Annotated in this window: 16 protein-coding genes and 1 pseudogene; 3 read left to right on the forward strand and 14 right to left on the reverse strand. The window is 70.0% G+C overall.

Features of this window, described 5'->3' with window-relative positions; genetic code table 11:
* Nucleotides 1-58: 58 nt before the first annotated feature.
* The 7 genes from ACFT7S_RS11760 to ACFT7S_RS11790 all read right to left on the reverse strand — a co-directional run bounded on the left by ACFT7S_RS11760 (nucleotide 59) and on the right by ACFT7S_RS11790 (nucleotide 6,506).
* Nucleotides 59-1,105: an NAD-dependent epimerase/dehydratase family protein gene (locus tag ACFT7S_RS11760; RefSeq protein ID WP_382729974.1), complete on the reverse strand. Its 1,047-nt coding sequence runs from the start codon at nucleotides 1,103-1,105 to the stop codon at nucleotides 59-61.
* Between the two features lie 65 nt (nucleotides 1,106-1,170).
* Nucleotides 1,171-1,881 (reverse strand): lysophospholipid acyltransferase family protein, encoded by a 711-nt coding sequence (locus ACFT7S_RS11765; RefSeq protein WP_382729976.1) that lies wholly within the window; start codon nucleotides 1,879-1,881, stop codon nucleotides 1,171-1,173.
* A 170-nt stretch (nucleotides 1,882-2,051) separates the two neighbouring features.
* A complete protein-coding gene (locus tag ACFT7S_RS11770; protein WP_382729978.1) occupies nucleotides 2,052-2,210 on the reverse strand; it encodes a hypothetical protein in 159 nt (52 codons plus the stop codon).
* 66 nt (nucleotides 2,211-2,276) lie between these two features.
* Nucleotides 2,277-3,227 (reverse strand): cytochrome c oxidase assembly protein, encoded by a 951-nt coding sequence (locus ACFT7S_RS11775; RefSeq protein ID WP_382729980.1) that lies wholly within the window; start codon nucleotides 3,225-3,227, stop codon nucleotides 2,277-2,279.
* A 110-nt stretch (nucleotides 3,228-3,337) separates the two neighbouring features.
* Complete coding sequence (locus ACFT7S_RS11780) at nucleotides 3,338-4,363, reverse strand: 6-phosphofructokinase (RefSeq protein WP_382729982.1); 1,026 nt, start codon at nucleotides 4,361-4,363, stop codon at nucleotides 3,338-3,340.
* 141 nt (nucleotides 4,364-4,504) lie between these two features.
* A complete protein-coding gene (locus ACFT7S_RS11785) occupies nucleotides 4,505-5,233 on the reverse strand; it encodes a type 1 glutamine amidotransferase (protein WP_382729984.1) in 729 nt (242 codons plus the stop codon).
* A 34-nt stretch (nucleotides 5,234-5,267) separates the two neighbouring features.
* Nucleotides 5,268-6,506, reverse strand: coding sequence for a MurT ligase domain-containing protein (locus ACFT7S_RS11790; RefSeq protein ID WP_382729986.1), 1,239 nt, complete (start codon nucleotides 6,504-6,506; stop codon nucleotides 5,268-5,270).
* Nucleotides 6,507-6,620: 114 nt separating this feature from the next.
* On the opposite strand from ACFT7S_RS11790, the gene def reads away from it, so the two are divergent.
* The gene (gene def, locus ACFT7S_RS11795; RefSeq protein ID WP_382729988.1) at nucleotides 6,621-7,166 is read left to right on the forward strand and encodes a peptide deformylase; all 546 of its coding nucleotides are present in this window, start codon (nucleotides 6,621-6,623) and stop codon (nucleotides 7,164-7,166) included.
* Nucleotides 7,167-7,173: 7 nt separating this feature from the next.
* Here def and ACFT7S_RS11800 read toward each other — a convergent pair whose 3' ends face one another.
* Nucleotides 7,174-7,824 (reverse strand): TetR family transcriptional regulator, encoded by a 651-nt coding sequence (locus tag ACFT7S_RS11800; RefSeq protein WP_382729990.1) that lies wholly within the window; start codon nucleotides 7,822-7,824, stop codon nucleotides 7,174-7,176.
* Between the two features lie 173 nt (nucleotides 7,825-7,997).
* Between ACFT7S_RS11800 and ACFT7S_RS11805 the strand changes: the two genes are divergently transcribed.
* Nucleotides 7,998-9,266 (forward strand): acyl-CoA dehydrogenase family protein, encoded by a 1,269-nt coding sequence (locus ACFT7S_RS11805; RefSeq protein ID WP_382729992.1) that lies wholly within the window; start codon nucleotides 7,998-8,000, stop codon nucleotides 9,264-9,266.
* A gap of 128 nt (nucleotides 9,267-9,394) precedes the next feature.
* Here the strand turns inward: ACFT7S_RS11805 and ACFT7S_RS11810 are convergent, their stop codons facing one another.
* Genes ACFT7S_RS11810 through ACFT7S_RS11820 form a run of 3 tightly spaced genes read right to left on the reverse strand, consistent with a single transcriptional unit; the run spans nucleotide 9,395 to nucleotide 11,082 of the window.
* Nucleotides 9,395-9,883: a glutathione peroxidase gene (locus ACFT7S_RS11810; protein WP_382729994.1), complete on the reverse strand. Its 489-nt coding sequence runs from the start codon at nucleotides 9,881-9,883 to the stop codon at nucleotides 9,395-9,397.
* Between the two features lie 33 nt (nucleotides 9,884-9,916).
* Nucleotides 9,917-10,462, reverse strand: a complete 546-nt coding sequence (locus ACFT7S_RS11815; RefSeq protein WP_382729996.1) for a GNAT family N-acetyltransferase — start codon at nucleotides 10,460-10,462, stop codon at nucleotides 9,917-9,919.
* A 38-nt stretch (nucleotides 10,463-10,500) separates the two neighbouring features.
* Nucleotides 10,501-11,082, reverse strand: coding sequence for a helix-turn-helix domain-containing protein (locus tag ACFT7S_RS11820; RefSeq protein WP_382729998.1), 582 nt, complete (start codon nucleotides 11,080-11,082; stop codon nucleotides 10,501-10,503).
* Nucleotides 11,083-11,174: 92 nt separating this feature from the next.
* Here ACFT7S_RS11820 and ACFT7S_RS11825 point away from each other — a divergent pair, with 92 nt between their 5' ends.
* Nucleotides 11,175-11,435, forward strand: coding sequence for a DUF6011 domain-containing protein (locus tag ACFT7S_RS11825; RefSeq protein ID WP_382730000.1), 261 nt, complete (start codon nucleotides 11,175-11,177; stop codon nucleotides 11,433-11,435).
* A gap of 36 nt (nucleotides 11,436-11,471) precedes the next feature.
* On the opposite strand, the pseudogene ACFT7S_RS11830 reads toward ACFT7S_RS11825, so the two are convergent.
* The 3 genes and pseudogenes from ACFT7S_RS11830 to ACFT7S_RS11840 form a co-directional block, all read right to left on the reverse strand.
* Nucleotides 11,472-12,182, reverse strand: a pseudogene (locus ACFT7S_RS11830) (TROVE domain-containing protein); the annotation flags it as partial.
* Nucleotides 12,183-12,188: 6 nt separating this feature from the next.
* Complete coding sequence (locus ACFT7S_RS11835) at nucleotides 12,189-13,061, reverse strand: acyl-CoA thioesterase (protein ID WP_382730002.1); 873 nt, start codon at nucleotides 13,059-13,061, stop codon at nucleotides 12,189-12,191.
* Nucleotides 13,062-13,095: 34 nt separating this feature from the next.
* Complete coding sequence (locus ACFT7S_RS11840) at nucleotides 13,096-15,609, reverse strand: DEAD/DEAH box helicase (protein WP_382730004.1); 2,514 nt, start codon at nucleotides 15,607-15,609, stop codon at nucleotides 13,096-13,098.
* Between the last annotated feature and the right edge of the window lie 28 nt (nucleotides 15,610-15,637).

Consider the following 15,637-nt stretch of genomic DNA (forward strand, 5'->3'; position numbering starts at 1 on the left):
ACGGGGCAGGGGGCGGCCGGATGCGTATCCGGCCGCCCCTTCGCCCTGTCCCGGTGCCTCACACGCCGCGGTCGTACGCCTCCAGCCAGGCGTCCTCCGCCGCGTAGTCGAAGATGTCGCCGTAGTTCCGCGCCATCTTCGGGAACGCGTCCGTCCAGTCCTGGCCGTCGAGCTGCTCGGTAAGCCAGGCCACGGTCTCCGGCAGGGACTCCACATATCCGGTCACCGGCCGGTAGCCGAGCTCCCGCTCCGCCGCCGCCATGTCGTACACGATGTCGTGCGCCGCGCTCCACGGGGTCTCCCCGACCCGGCCCGGGGCAGGCGCGCCCGCCAGCAGCACGGTCTCCGTCTTCCTGCCGAGCACCTCGTCGACGGCCTCACCGATCTCGGCGACCGTCGGAGCCTCGGGGTCCGCCGCGTTCAGCACGCGGCTGCCGGGCCGCAGCGCGGCCAGCCGGATCAGCTCCGCCACATTGGACACATGGACGGGGTGGAAGCGGCTGGCGCCCCCGTAGGCCAGCACGCGGCGCGCCCGGCCGTCCACGGCGCGCTTGACGAAGTACAGCTCGCGCGGGGTGCGGCAGTACGGCCCGTGAACGGCCCCCGCCCGCAGCAGCGTCACCGGGAGAGAATCCGCGGCGGCCAGCAGATCATGCTCCAGGCGGATCTTGCGCGTCGCGTACGTCCCGTCGCCCGGTGCCACGGTGGCGAGGGACTCCGGGATCGGCAACGGGTAGTGCGGGCCCCCGTCGGGGCGGTCCTGGGTGTCGAAACTGCGGCCCTGCTCGTCCTCGTACACCGCGCCGCTGGAGATGACCACCGCAGAACCGATCCGGTCCGCGAGACCGGTCAGCTGCCGGGCGTGCGCCCCGTCGAACGCCACCATGTCGACCAGGACGTCGCAGCCCTCGCCCAGTGCCGCCGCGAGTGCCCCGTCCTCGTCCCGGTCGAGGCGGACGCTGCGCACCTCGTCGGGCCAGGTGCCGTCCCGGCCGCCGCCGTGCGAGGCCGCGGTCACCTCCCAACCGTCCTCGACGAGCGCCGTGACGGTCACCCGCCCGATCTGGCCCGTCGCTCCGAGCACGTATGCGTGTCCTCTGCTCATGAAGGGAGACGCTAGGGGGCGGGCCGCCAACGGGCCAGGAACCTTCGCTGAGCGCAGATTCGCGGTCAGCGTCGCAGCCGGGGGAACTTCTTCGGCTGGTCCGCCTGCGCGGCCTTCACCTTGGCCGCGTACTCGTCGACGTACTCCTGGCCGGACAGGCCGAGGATCGCGTACATGATCTCGTCCGTGACGGCCCGGATCGCCGCCTTCCGGTCCTCCAGGCCGGCGTACCTGGAGAACTCGAGCGGCTCACCGAAACGGATCGTGACCTGCTTGATCCGCGGGACGACCTTTCCGGGCGGCTGGATCTCGAAGGTGCCGACCATCGCGCAGGGGACCACCGGCACCCCCGCCTTGATCGCCATCACCGCGACCCCGACCTTGCCCTTGTACAGCCGCCCGTCGTGCGACCGGGTGCCTTCCGGGTAGATCCCCAGCAGCTCGCCCTTGGCCAGTACGCCGAGCCCCTCGCGGATCGCGGCCTGACCGGCGTCTTTGCCGGAACGGTCCACCGGAATCTGCCCCGCGCTGTGGAAGAAGGCGGCGGTCAGCCGGCCCTTGAGACCTGGGCCTGTGAAGTACTCCGCCTTCGCCAGAAAGGTGATGCGCCGCTTGATGATCGCGGGCATCAGGAAGTGGTCGGAGAACGACAGATGATTGCCGGCGACGATGGCCGCCCCGTCGGCGGGAATGTGTTCCAGCCCCTCGATCCGCGGCCGGAACAACAAGCGCAACACGGGCCCCAGCACAACGTATTTCAGGACGTAATAGAACACAGAGGGTGCACCTCGCTCTGCCGGTCGGCTCAGGGCTGTGTCGTGCCAGGTCATCGTGGTGCGGGGAGACCGTCAGTCTAGGACGCCCGTCGCAGACGCGGGGCCGTACTGACCGGTCACCACGCCGGTGCCCGGCTCCGACCGGTGGTGCGCCGCTCCGTCGGAGCGGATCAGCCGTCCTGCGTGGCCGCCATTCCCAGTGTTGCCAGACCCAGTACCACCCAGCCGAACCAGAGCCAGCCGTTGCTCCCCAGCGCCACCGTGTATCCCGTCACGGCAACCAGCGCCCCGAGGGTGAGCACTCCCATGGTTTTCACGGAACCGGACATGCGCGCACGCTCCTCACCGGCCGCGTGGCCGTTGAGCCCATGGTCGCCCCGTGGGGGCGCTCCGCGCTACTGTCCGCGCGCCTGCAAAGAGGCGAGATACGCGTTGTAGGCCGCCAGCTCCTTGTCGCCGTCCCGGTCGGCCGCCCGGTCCGAGCGCTTCGCGGTCCGCTGCTCGGAGCGGTACCACTGGAATACCAGCGCGATCAGCACCAGCACCGAGGGGATCTCGCTGAACGCCCAGGCGATACCGCCCGCCCAGTTCTGATCACTGAGTGCGTCGACGCCGAGCGAGGCCGGCGGATTCTTGTACGTCTCCACCATCGGCTGGCTCGCCATCATCAGCGCGATCCCGAAGAACGCGTGGAACGGCATGCCCGCGAAGAGCTCCAGCATCCGCATCACATAGCCCGGCCGGTGCGGGCCCGGGTCGATCCCCATGATCGGCCAGAAGAACACCAGGCCGACGGCGAGGAAGTGCAGCATCATCGCGAGATGGCCGGGCTTCGATCCCATCAGGAAGTCGAAGAGCGGGGTGAAGTAGAGCGCGTACAGACTGGCGATGAAGAGCGGGATCGTGAACACCGGATGCGTGATGATCTTCATGTACCGGCTGTGCAGCAGCATGAGGAGCACCTCGCGCGGCCCTGTCCGGTCCCGCCCGGCGACCGGCAGTGCCCGCAGCGTCAGTGTCACCGGCGCGCCGAGCAGCAGCAGGATCGGCGACAGCATGCTGATCACCATGTGCTGCACCATGTGCACGCTGAACATGACCATGCCGTAGTCGTTGAGCTTGGTGCACATCACCAGGGCGATGGACAGCACACCGAAGACGAAGAAGACGATCCGGTTGACCGGCCAGCCGTCCCCGCGCCTGCGCAGCCGCAGCACGGCGTACCCGTACAGCGCGAGCGCCAGGATGCAGCCGACCAGGAAGAACGGGTCCGCGGAGAATTCCAGCCCACGTCCCAGCGTGAACGGCGGCAGATCCATGTTCATGCCGTGCCCGCTGTGGTCCATCTGTTCACTCCCGCTGGGGACATCCCCGATTCGTGCCGCTTGTCCGGGTCCAGAGTAGAACTGCCCCCGGCCGCAGCTGCGGCCGGGGGCAGTCCGTGACTACGAGCGGGTCAGAGCACGCACTCGGCCTCGGCGTAACGCTCCGCCGGAACCGTCTTCAGGGTCTCCACGGCCGCCGCCAGCGGCACCATCGTGATGTCCGTGCCGCGCAGCGCCGTCATCATGCCGAACTCGCCGCGGTGCGCCGCCTCCACCGCGTGCCAGCCGAAGCGGGTGGCGAGGACCCGGTCGTACGCCGTCGGGGTACCGCCGCGCTGCACATGGCCGAGGATCACCGGGCGGGCCTCCTTGCCGAGCCTGTGCTCCAGCTCGATGGAGAGCTGCGTCGCCACTCCGGCGAACCGCTCGTGCCCGTAGATGTCCTTGGTGCCCTGGGCGAACTCCATGGAGCCCTCCCGCGGCTTCGCGCCCTCGGCGACGACGACGATCGCGAACTTCTTGCCGGCCGAGAAGCGCCGCCCGACGAGTGTGGTCAGCTCGTCGATGTCGAAGGGGCGCTCCGGGACGACGATGGCGTGCGCACCGGCCGCCATGCCCGAGTGCAGGGCGATCCAGCCGGTGTGCCGTCCCATGACCTCGACGATCAGCACTCGCTGGTGCGACTCGGCCGTGGTCTTGAGCCGGTCCAGGGCGTCGGTCGCGACACCGACGGCGGTGTCGAAACCGAAGGTCACGTCGGTGGAGGCGATGTCGTTGTCGATCGTCTTCGGCACCCCGACGATCGGCAGACCCGCCTCGGAGAGCAGATTGGCCGCCTTGAGCGTGCCCTCGCCGCCGATGGGGATGATGGCGTCCAGGCCGAGATCGGAGACATGGCCCCTGGCCCGCTCCACACCGTCACGCAGATGGGCGGGCTGGACGCGGGAGGAGCCGAGGATGGTGCCGCCACGGGCGAGGATGCCGCTGACCGCGTCGAGGTCGAGCTTGCGGTAGTCGCACTCGAGGAGGCCCCTCCAGCCGTCGTGGAAGCCGATGACCTCGTCGCCGTGGTCCACCACCGCGCGGTGCACGACGGAACGGATGACGGCATTGAGGCCGGGGCAGTCGCCGCCGGAGGTGAGTACACCAATTCGCATTGCCCGGGAAACCTTTGCAACGTGGGGCCGACGACCGGACCACGTCGTCCGGTTTGATCCCCGCCACCCTACCGGCGCAGGGTGGCGGGACCGAACCGGGCGTCCGCCTGCTGGACGCTGCTCAGTTGAGCCGAAACGGCCTCAGGCGGGCTGCGCCGCCGCGGCGATGCGCTCGGAGCGCAGCGCCTCGTACCAGCGGTCGTCGGTCGGCGGCAGCGCGTTCACGTCGAGAGCCAGTTTCAGCAGCAGATCCGCGATCAGCGGATTGCGTGCCATCACGGGGCCGTGCATGTACGTACCGAACACCGTGTCGTTGTACGCGCCTTCGGTGCCGTCCCCGGTGCCGTTGCCCCGGCCGAACTGCACCCGGGCGAACGGCCGTGCCGTCGGGCCGAGATGGGTGACGCCCTGGTGGTTCTCGAAACCGGTCAGGGGCGGCAGACCCAGGTTCGGGTCGATGTCCGCGAGTACGTCGCCTACGCACCGGGCGCCCTCGCCACGCGTGGAGACCACATCGAGCAGACCGAGACCCGGCTCGCGCTCACCGAGGTCGTTGATGAACTCGTGGCCGAGGATCTGGTAGCCCGCGCACACCGAGAAGATGATCGCGCCGTTGGACGCGGCCCGGCTCAGGCCGCCGTCGCGGCGCAGCCGCTCGGCGGCGAGCCGCTGCGGCCGGTCCTCACCGCCACCGATCAGATAGATGTCGCCGGAGGTGGGAATGGGCTGGTCGCTGCGGACGTCGACGCGCTGCACGTCGAGACCGCGCTGCCGGGCCCGGCGCTCCACCACGAGGGCGTTGCCCTGGTCGCCGTAGGTGCTGAGGAGGTCGGGGTAGACCCACACCAGCCGCAGGCTGTTGTTGCTCATGCTTCGTCCTCTCCGGAGGGGGCCGGGGCCGGGGTCAGTTGCCGACACGACGGCGCAGATCCTGGAAGGCGGTGTAGTTGGCGATGACCTCGATACGGCCGGGCGGCGCCAGCTGGACGGCCTCGTCCAGCGTCTCGCAGACCCGGAAGTCGAGACCGGCCACCTCGAGGCGGACCGCGAGGTCCAGCTTGCGGTCACCGAGCACGAAGATCGGGTGGCCGTACAGCTGGGTGTAGTCGACGTCCCAGAGCCAGGAGGTGTCCGTGCCGTCCGCGCCACGGGCATTGACGGAGAGGATCACCGGCGTGGGCGGCGGATCGATCAGGGAAAACGTTTCGAGCCAGCCCGCCGGGTTCTTCGCCAGCAGGAGCCGCAGCTCACGGCCGAGGAAGGTGACGACGTCGTAGCGGCCCGCCACGGCCTGCACCTGGTACATGCGCTCCAGGGCGACCTGCGGCGGCACACCGAAGACGGCGGCGACCGCGGCCGAACTGGTGGCGTTCGCCTTGTTCGCGCGTCCGGGCAGCTGGAGGTGGATCGGCCAGGCCGAACCGTGCGGGTCGAGTACGTAGTCGCCGTTCAGCGCCCAGCTCGGGGCGGGGCGGCGGAAACCGCACTCGCCGCAGAACCAGTCGTCGCCGGGGCGCTGCATCACGCCACCGCACGAGGGGCAGGACCAGGCGTCGTCCTTCCACGCCTGACCGGCCGCGACCCAGACCACATTGGGGGAGGAGGACGCCGCCCAGACGATCAGCGGGTCGTCGGCGTTGGCGACGATCACGGCCTTCGAGCCGGACAGGCCCTCACGCCACTTCTCGGCCAGCATCCGGGTCTCCGCGGCGCGGTCCAGCTGGTCGCGCGAGAGGTTGAGCAGCGCGATCACCTTGGGCGTCGTGTCGCGGGCGACCCCGGCGAGGTACTTCTCGTCGACCTCGATCACGCCGTACTTGGCGTCCGAGCCGCCGGCCAGCGCGGAGGTGATCCCCGCCGGCATGTTGGCGCCGAGCGCGTTCGACACGACGGGCCCAGCGGCCCCCAGTGCCTCGGCGATCAGCCTCGTGGTGGTCGTCTTGCCGTTCGTCGCCGACACGAGGATCACGTCCAGGTGCTGCGCCAGCCGCCCCAGCAGGTCGGGGTCGAGCTTGAGCGCCACCCGGCCGCCGATCACCGATCCGCTGCCGCGCCCCGCAGCGCGCGACACCGCCGCCGCGGCCTTGCCCGCCGTCACGGCGAGCTTGGCCCGCGGCGACAACGGCTCCGTGTTGCCTGCCATCGTCCTAGATCCTCCTTGCATCGGTCCGCGCCCAGCCTATCGATGTCCGGTGCCACGACCGCACCGCGGCACCACGGGAAGGTGCGGACCGCGGCGGAACGTACGCTTGCCGCCATGCGAAACCGCCCGATCCCCGGCAGTTCCGGACTCATTCGTGCCATGAGTCTCTTCGGCGACCCTGTCCTCCACAGCCCCTGCGAGGACGTCACCGACTTCGGGCCGGCCCTCGCCCGACTGGTCGAGGACATGTTCGCCACGATGTACGCGGCGCAGGGTGTCGGGCTCGCCGCCAATCAGATCGGCGTCCCGCTGAAGGTGTTCGTGTACGACTGTCCGGATGACGATGATCTTCGTCACCTGGGCCATGTCGTGAACCCGAAACTGATCGAGGTGGACGGCATTACCGTACGCGGACCGGAAGGGTGTCTTTCACTTCCGGGCCTGGAGGCCGGCACCGAGCGCTTCGACCACGCCGTCGTCGACGGGGTGGACGTCGACGGAAATCCGGTGCGGATCACCGGCACCGGCTGGTTCGCCCGGTGCCTCCAGCACGAGTGCGATCACCTCGAAGGCAGCGTCTACACGGACCGGCTCACCGGACTGCGCCGCGCCAGGGCGCTGCGCGCGGTCCGGCGGGCGCCGTGGGGGCCGACCGGCTGAGCGCGGCTCAGAAGCCGGAACCGCCGGGCCGGTCGCCCGCCTCGGCGAGCCTGCCCCAGAGCAGATCGGCGAGGCTGCGCACCAGCTGGGCGCGTGAGCAAGGGCGGTCGCCCAGCCACCAGTCGCCCGCCGCGTGCATCATGCCGACGATTCCGTGGCCCCAGATGCGGGCCATCTGCTCGTTGTCCGGACCGAGGTCCACGCGTTCGGCGATCACCTTGCCCAGCTCCTCGCCGAGACGGCGCAGCAGCGGGGCCGAGTGCCGGCCGACGTCGAAGCCCTGCTCGGGCGAGGGGGCCGCGTCGTCGGAGGGGTGCATCAGGAAGCGGTAGACCTGGGGGCGGGCCTCGATCGCCGCGAGGTAGGTGTCGAGCGTCGCCTCGACCCGCTCCCGGCGCTCGGCGGGCGCGTCGAGCGCCGCGCGGAGGGCGCTGAGCAGGGCGTCGGTGTGGCGTTTGGCGAGTGCGCGGTAGAGCCCGCCCTTGTCGCCGAAGTGGCGATAGAGGATGGGTTTGGTGATCCCGGCCTCTGCGGCGATCGCGTTCATCGACGCCTTGGGCCCGTCTCTGAGCACCACCCGGTCCGCAGCCTCGAGCAGCTCGCGGCGGCGGCGCTCGGCCGCGCTCCGCTGACGCTCGGCCTGTCGTGTGGTCTCCATGCCGTGTCTCCCCACCCCTGGCCATGCCTTTTCTTCACGCCTGGGCAACGTAACACCCTGCTCTGCGATGACGCGGATCGGAGTCCGGGTGGTTGACAGTGCCTACTTGCCGGTAACAGACTGTAGTTACCGCAAGTAACGTACGTTTATCACGGCAGTGCATGGAGGGGAACATGGCCGAGTTCACGCTCGATCTCAACGACGACCAGAAGCAGGTCCGGGACTGGCTCCACGGTTTCGCGGCGGATGTCATCCGGCCGGCCGCTTCGGAGTGGGACGAGCGTGAGGAGACGCCCTGGCCCGTTATCCAGGAGGCCGCCAAGGTAGGCATCTACTCCCTCGACTTCTACGCGCAGCAGTTCTTCGACCCCACGGGCCTCGGCATCCCGATGGCCATGGAGGAGCTCTTCTGGGGCGACGCGGGCATCGCCCTCTCCATTGTCGGTACGGGCCTGGCGGCCGTGGGCGTCCTTGCCAACGGCACCGAGGAGCAGATCGGCACCTGGATTCCGCAGATGTACGGCGACGCGAACGATGTGAAGGTCGCCGCCTTCTGCTCGTCCGAGCCGGACGCGGGCTCCGACGTGGGCGCGATGCGCACCCGCGCGGTCTACGACGAGGCCAAGGACGAGTGGGTCCTCAACGGTACGAAGACCTGGGCGACCAATGGCGGAATCGCCAATGTCCACGTCGTTGTCGCGGTTGTCGACGCGGAGCTCGGCTCCAAGGGGCACGCCTCCTTCATCGTCCCGCCGGACACCGCGGGGCTCTCCCAGGGCCAGAAGTTCAAGAAGCACGGCATCCGTGCCTCGCACACCGCCGAGGTCGTCCTGGAGGACGTGCGGGTGCCGGGCAGCTGCCTGCTGGGCGGCAAGGAGAAGCTCGACGAGCGCATGGCCCGGGCTCGTGAGCGGGCCAGGTCCGGTGGCGGCGAGCGAAGCGAGAAGGGGGTCCCCCCGGCCGGAGGCTGGGGGCGTGACAAGAACGCCGCGATGGCCACCTTCGAGGCCTCCCGGCCGGCCGTCGGCGCGATGGCCGTCGGTACGGCCCGCGCCGCGTACGAGGTCGCGCTCGACTACGCCAGGACGCGGACGCAGTTCGGCCGGCCGATCATCGACAACCAGGGCATCGCCTTCCAGCTCGCCGACATGCGTACGCAGATCGACGCGGCCCGGCTGCTGGTCTGGCGCGCCTCCTGGATGGCGACCACGGGCAAGCCGTTCACCTCGGCGGAGGGCTCCATGTCGAAGCTCTACGCGAGCGAGACGGCCAAGAAGGTCACCGCCCAGGCCATCCAGATTCTCGGCGGCAACGGCTTCACCCGTGAGTACCCGGTGGAGCGGATGCACCGGGACGCCGCGATCTACACGATCTTCGAGGGCACCAGCGAGATCCAGCGCCTCGTGATCGCCCGCACGCTGTCGGGCATGCCGATCCGCTAGCTCGGTGACCGGAAAGGTCCACCGGGTCGTCCGCTCACCGCTTCGTCTCCCCCATTACCTAAAGGGCAATGGGGGACCCCCTCGACGGGCTTGATTTTCAACCCCGTCCGGCGCTTGAGCCCCGTGTGTCAGGCCGGCAGCTGGGCCTCGATGGCGGCGATGACCTCGGAGTCCTCCGGCTCGGTGCGGGGGCGGATACGGGCGACCGGCTCGCCCGCCGGGGAGATCAGGAACTTCTCGAAGTTCCACTGGACGTCACCGGCGGAGCCGTCGGCGTCCGCGAGCTTCGTCAGCTCCGTGTACAGCGGGTGGCGGCCGTCACCGTTGACGTCGAGCTTCTCCAGGAGCGGGAAGCTGACGCCGTACGTGGCCGAGCAGAAGTTCTGGATCTCCTCGGCGCTGCCCGGCTCCTGGCCCGCGAACTGGTTGCAGGGAACGCCGAGGACGGTGAAGCCGCGGTCGCCGTACTGCTTCTGGAGCCGCTCCAGACCTTCGTACTGCGGGGTGAGCCCGCACTTCGAGGCCACGTTCACCAGCAGGAGCACCTGGCCCCGGTAGGCGCCGAGCGTGGTCGGCTCGCCGGTGAGCGTGTGGAGCGGGATGTCGTACAGCGTCATGGAGCTACTCCTCGGTTCGCGTGGTGTCGCTCTTCATTGTGCCGCCCCGGGCGCGCCGGGGCGGCACAGTGTCTTGTAGTAGAAGGTGGTCGGCTTGAGTACACCGGCCGGGTCGCCCGCGTAATCCGGAATGGACCCGCACTCCGTCCAGCCCGCCGCGCGGTAGAGGTGTTCGGCGGGGCTGCCCGACTCGGTGTCCAGGATCAGCAGCGTCACACCGGACCCGGCCGCCGTCTCCTCGGCGGCCGTGAGCAGACGGCGGCCGAGTCCCTGTCCCCGGGCCGAGGGCCGGACCATCAGCTTCGCCACTTCGGCGCGGTGGCGGGCGTTGGGGAGAGTCGGCCGGATCAGGCCGATGGTGCCGGCCACCCTTTCCCCGTCGCGGGCGAGCCACACCAGGTGATGGCCCGCGTCGACGGACGCGGCCCGCTCCCGCCACCAGGCGGCGGCCTCGCCGCGATCGAGCGGAGCGAGGAAGCCCACCGAGGACCCGCCGTCGACGGTCTCCACCAGGAGGGCCGCCAACTCGTCGGCGTACGTGACCAGTTCGGGGCCGGTGACGGGGGCGATCTCGGTCATGTCGCAGGTGCCTTTCTCGGCGCGGGGTGGGGGCATGGTCAGGGGAGGACGATCAGAAGGGCGTAACGGACCGGGGCCGGCCCCGGGCAGTGGAAGCGGGAGGGGCCGTGCAGCCGGAAGCGCAGACAGTCACCGGTGCGCACCGTGTGGACGCTCCCGTGGACCGTGATCTCCAATGCGCCCTCCAGGACCCAGAGATGCTGTTCGAGGCCGGGTACGGGCGGGTCCTCGTACGAGACGGTGGCGCCCGCTTCGAGCCTGCCCTCGATCACCTCGCCGCGCAGTCCGGCGTGCGGCGGCGAGACCGAACGGCGGACGAATCCGGACGCCTCGTCCCGCCAGACGGGCTGCCGCCCGGCGGGCACCAGCAGCGGGGGCTCCGTCTCCACCTCCATCAGCAGGCGCGACATGGTCCGCCCGTACACCGTGCACAGCCGCCCCAGCAGCGCGGCGGTCGGACTCATCTCGCCGCGCTCCAGCCGCGACAGCGTCGAGCGGCTCACTCCGCTCCGACGGGACAACTCGTCGAGCGACCACCCGTGCCCGGTGCGCAGCTCGCCCAGCCGGGCAGCCAGCCGGGCGTCGACGGAGCCGGGCTCCAGTCCCTCTGCCTCTCTCATATCAGAGAGGATATCCCGGATGGGGGATACGGCTTGATCCCGGGCACTGCTCGGTGCGGCCGGGACGGGGCGGCTCCTGACAAGATCGGTGCGTGCCGTCCCCCGAACCAGAGCCTCTTCCCGGTGCCTTTCCCGCCCTGCCCGCCGGGCCAGGGGCCGAACCGCTGCCCGAGACCGACGCGGCCACCGGCCGTCGTCTGGTGCGCTGCCGGATGTGCGGACGCCCTCTCACCGGCACGGCGTCACGCCGTACCGGCCTGGGCCCCGCCTGCGACGCCAAACTGCACCCCGCCGCCCCGGACATCCGCACCCGCCGCCACGAGGTCGACCAGGACAGGCTGCCGGGCATCTGAGCCGTACGGGACTCGTATCGGTCCACCCGGAGCTCGCTACGCCGGGTTGGCAGTCCACGGCCAGGCGGCATGGCGGCCGGCCTCGATGAGGCCGACCATCCGGAACGCGGCGTCCGTGAGGCCGCCGAAGGTGTGCCGGTGGGGGCCCGTTGGGCCGTGGGCGGGCTGGTACCCCGCCAGGTTCCAGGTGTAGACCGGGATCCCGGCCGGAACAGGTTCGGCCGGCCCGCCGGGGTCGTGGTGCGCGGCCTGCTCGTCGGTGACGATCAGGACGCGATCGTGCTCCCGGTAACAGGCGCGCACCGCCCTCGTGGTGTGGGTGCCCCCGAGGCTGTGGAACCGTTTCAGCACGTCGAGCACCGGTTCCCCCGCCGCGAACGGCACCGCCGCGCTGGACCAGCCGAACTCCACCAGATCCGCCTGCTGGGCGCGCATCGCCAACGCGGCACCGAACACCGCCGCCGCGTCCGCCCGGGTCAGCTTGGACCGCTCGGAGACGGTGTCCCGGAACATGGAGTCGGATCGGTCCACCAGGATCGGCGTGCGGTCGGGCAGGGCCGGTACGTTGGCAAGAGAGTGGCTCAGTGCCCGTTCCAGCGGGGCTGCCCAGCGCTGCGACGGCGTATGTCGGTGTGCGGCCAGATAGCGGAAGGGGAACTGCCGGGACCGGGCGACCTCGCCGGCGTCCGAGACCTGTGCGGCGACCCGGGCCGCCACCTCGTCCGAGGCCCCCGCCTCGTCGAAGGACGGGGCTCAGGGCTCAAGCCGCCGGAACAGTCCCTCCTGCACCACCGATACCAGCAACTGCCCTTCGCGGTCGTAGATACGGCCGCGGGCCAGCCCCCGCCCGCCCGTCGCGATCGGCGACTCCTGGTCGTACAGGAACCACTCGTCCGCCCGGAACGGCCGGTGGAACCACATCGCGTGGTCCAGTGACGCCATGTCGAAACCGCGCGGCCCCCACAGAGGTTCCACCGGAATCCGGACCGCGTCGAGCAGCGTCATGTCACTCGCGTACGTCAGCGCGCAGGTGTGGACGAGCGGGTCGTCGCCCAGCGGGCCGACTGCGCGCATCCACACGGCGCTGCGCGGATCGGCGTCCTTGATCTCCTCGTGCGTCCAGCGCAGCCGGTCCACGTAACGGATGTCGAAGGGCTGGCGCCTGGCCATCCGCTCCAGTGCCTCCGGCAGGGCGCCCAGGTGCTCGCGTACCTCGTCGGCGACGGTCGGCAGCTCGTCGGGGTCGGGGACCTCGCGGGCGGGCGGCAGCTGGTGCTCGAAGCCGCCCTCCTCCGGGCGGTGGAACGAGGCCGTCAGATTGAAGATCGTCCGGCCCTCCTGCACGGCCGTGACCCGGCGGGTGGTGAACGACCGGCCGTCCCGTACCCGCTCGACCTCGTAGACGATCGGCACCCCGGGGCGCCCCGGGCGCAGGAAGTAGGCGTGCAGTGAGTGGACCGGGCGGTCGCCGTCGGTGGTGCGGCCCGCCGCCACCAGCGCCTGCCCGGCGACCTGGCCGCCGAAGACCCGCTGGAGGGACTCCTGCGGGCTGCGGCCACGGAAGATGTTGACCTCGATCCGCTCCAGGTCGAGAAGATCGACCAGGCGCTCGGCGGGGTTCGTCATACGGTTCTTCTCCACTCTCGAAGCCGGTTCGTCGTTACAGCTGCCCCACGGAGGTGACCCGGACGACCGCCCGGCCCTCCTCGTCGGAAGCGGCCAGATCGACCTCGGCACTGATGCCCCAGTCATGGTCCCCGGCCGGGTCGGCGAAAGCCTGCCAGACCCGCCACAGGCCGTGCTCCCGGTCCTCGTCGATCTTCAGCAGCTTCGGCCCGCGGGCGTCGGGGCCGGTTCCCAGGTCCTCGTGCGCGTCCCAGTACCCGTCCATCGCCTCGCCCCAGGCGTCCTCGTCCCAGCCCGACTCGGCGTCCATCTCGCCGAGTTCGCGGACCCGGTCCAGGGCGGCCAGCTCCACCCGGCGGAACATCGCGTTGCGGACCAGGACCCGGAAGGCGCGCGCGTTCGACGTGACCGGCTTGACCTCGTCCGCGCGCTCCTGCGCCTGCTCGGCGGTCTCCACCTCCGGATTGGCGAGCTGCTCCCACTCGTCCAGCAGACTGGAGTCCACCTGACGGACCATCTCGCCGAGCCAGGCGATCAGATCCTCCAGGTCCTCCGACTTGAGGTCGTCCGGGATCGTGTGCTCAAGAGCCTTGTACGCGCCCGCCAGATAGCGCAGGACGATGCCCTCTGTACGCGCCAGCTCGTAGTGCGAGGTGAACTCCGCGAACGTCATGGCCCGTTCGTACATGTCCCGAATCACCGACTTCGGCGACACCGGGTGGTCACCGACCCACGGATGGCTCGTGCGGTAGACGTCGTACGCGTGCCACAGCAGCTCGCTCAGCGGCTTCGGGTAAGTGACGTCCTGGAGCAGCTCCATGCGCTCCTCGTACTCGATCCCGTCCGCCTTCATCTGGCCGACCGCCTCGCCCCGCGCCTTGTTCTGCTGGGCGGCGAGGATCTGCCGGGGGTCGTCCAGGGTGGACTCGACGACGGAGACCATGTCCAGGGCGTACGAGGGGGATTCGACGTCCAGCAGATCGAACGAGGCCAGCGCGAAGGTGGACAGCGGCTGGTTGAGCGCGAAGTCCTGCTGGAGATCGACGGTCAGCCGTACGATCCGGCCCTCGGCATCCGGCTTGTCCAGCTGCTCCACCACACCGCCGTCGAGCAGCGAACGGTAGATGGCGATGGCCCGCCTGATGTGACGCAGCTGCGCCTTGCGCGGCTCGTGGTTGTCCTCCAGCATTTGCCGCATCGCATCGAAGGCATTGCCGGGGCGCGCGATCACGGAAAGCAGCATCGTGTGCGTGACCCGGAAGCGGGAGGTCAGCGGCTCGGGGTCGGACTGGATCAGCTTGTCGAAGGTGGTCTCCGACCAGGCGACGAAGCCCTCGGGGGCCTTCTTACGGACCACCTTGCGCTTCTTCTTCACGTCGTCGCCCGCCTTCTTGACGGCCTTCTCGTTCTCGATGACGTGCTCGGGGGCCTGGGCGACGACGAAGCCCGCCGTGTCGAACCCGGCCCGCCCGGCACGGCCGGCGATCTGGTGGAACTCCCGGGCGCGCAGCGTACGGACCCGGGTGCCGTCGTACTTGGTGAGCGCGGTGAACAGCACCGTGCGGATGGGTACGTTGACGCCGACGCCGAGGGTGTCCGTACCGCAGATCACCTTCAGCAGACCCGCCTGGGCGAGCTTCTCCACCAGGCGCCGGTACTTGGGCAGCATCCCGGCGTGGTGCACGCCGATGCCGTGGCGCACATAGCGCGAGAGGTTCTGGCCGAACTTGGTGGTGAAGCGGAAGTTGCCGATCAGGTCGGCGATCTTCTCCTTCTCCTCCTTCGTGCACATGTTGATGCTCATGAGCGACTGCGCCCGCTCGACGGCCGCGGCCTGGGTGAAGTGCACGATGTAGACGGGGGACTGCCGGGTGTCCAGCAGCTCGGTGAGCGTCTCGGTGATCGGCGTCAGCCGGTACTCGTAACTGAGCGGGACCGGCCGGCTCGCCGAGCGCACCACCGAGGTGGGACGGCCGGTGCGGCGCGTGAGGTCCTTCTCGAACATCGCGACATCGCCGAGTGTCGCCGACATCAGGACGAACTGGGCCTGCGGCAGTTCCAGGATCGGGATCTGCCAGGCCCAGCCGCGGTCCTGCTCCGCGTAGAAGTGGAACTCGTCCATCACGACCTGGCCGACATCGGCGTACTTGCCGTCGCGCAGCGCGATCGAGGCCAGCACCTCGGCGGTGCAGCAGATGACCGGGGCGTCGGCGTTGACCGAGGCGTCGCCGGTCAGCATGCCGACGTTCTCCGTGCCGAAGAGCTTGCACAGATCGAAGAACTTCTCCGAGACCAGCGCCTTGATCGGCGCGGTGTAGAAGGTGACCTTGTCCTGGGCCAGCGCCGTGAAGTGCGCACCGGCGGCGACCAGACTCTTTCCGGAGCCCGTGGGCGTGGAAAGGATCACGTTCGCCCCGGAAACCACCTCGATCAGCGCCTCTTCCTGAGCGGGATAGAGGGTGATGCCCTGGGTCTCGGTCCATGACGAGAAGGCCTCGAAGAGGGCGTCCGGGTCGGCGGTCGGGGGCAGCTGATCGATAAGGGTCACACCCCCATCTTGCCTGTCTTCCGCCCGG

This window comes from Streptomyces sp. NPDC057136, from assembly GCF_042670885.1.
Taxonomy (GTDB): domain Bacteria; phylum Actinomycetota; class Actinomycetes; order Streptomycetales; family Streptomycetaceae; genus Streptomyces.

Bases quoted from the DNA above. Each gene is read 5' to 3' on its own strand.
- ACFT7S_RS11760 (WP_382729974.1), bottom strand. From the start codon at position 1,105: ATGAGCAGAGGACACGCATACGTGCTCGGAGCGACGGGCCAGATCGGG.
- ACFT7S_RS11770 (WP_382729978.1), bottom strand. From the start codon at position 2,210: ATGTCCGGTTCCGTGAAAACCATGGGAGTGCTCACCCTCGGGGCGCTG.
- ACFT7S_RS11775 (WP_382729980.1), bottom strand. From the start codon at position 3,227: ATGGACCACAGCGGGCACGGCATGAACATGGATCTGCCGCCGTTCACG.
- ACFT7S_RS11780 (WP_382729982.1), bottom strand. From the start codon at position 4,363: ATGCGAATTGGTGTACTCACCTCCGGCGGCGACTGCCCCGGCCTCAAT.
- ACFT7S_RS11785 (WP_382729984.1), bottom strand. From the start codon at position 5,233: ATGAGCAACAACAGCCTGCGGCTGGTGTGGGTCTACCCCGACCTCCTC.
- ACFT7S_RS11790 (WP_382729986.1), bottom strand. From the start codon at position 6,506: ATGGCAGGCAACACGGAGCCGTTGTCGCCGCGGGCCAAGCTCGCCGTG.
- def (WP_382729988.1), top strand. From the start codon at position 6,621: ATGCGAAACCGCCCGATCCCCGGCAGTTCCGGACTCATTCGTGCCATG.
- ACFT7S_RS11800 (WP_382729990.1), bottom strand. From the start codon at position 7,824: ATGGAGACCACACGACAGGCCGAGCGTCAGCGGAGCGCGGCCGAGCGC.
- ACFT7S_RS11805 (WP_382729992.1), top strand. From the start codon at position 7,998: ATGGCCGAGTTCACGCTCGATCTCAACGACGACCAGAAGCAGGTCCGG.
- ACFT7S_RS11810 (WP_382729994.1), bottom strand. From the start codon at position 9,883: ATGACGCTGTACGACATCCCGCTCCACACGCTCACCGGCGAGCCGACC.
- ACFT7S_RS11815 (WP_382729996.1), bottom strand. From the start codon at position 10,462: ATGACCGAGATCGCCCCCGTCACCGGCCCCGAACTGGTCACGTACGCC.
- ACFT7S_RS11820 (WP_382729998.1), bottom strand. From the start codon at position 11,082: ATGAGAGAGGCAGAGGGACTGGAGCCCGGCTCCGTCGACGCCCGGCTG.
- ACFT7S_RS11835 (WP_382730002.1), bottom strand. From the start codon at position 13,061: ATGACGAACCCCGCCGAGCGCCTGGTCGATCTTCTCGACCTGGAGCGG.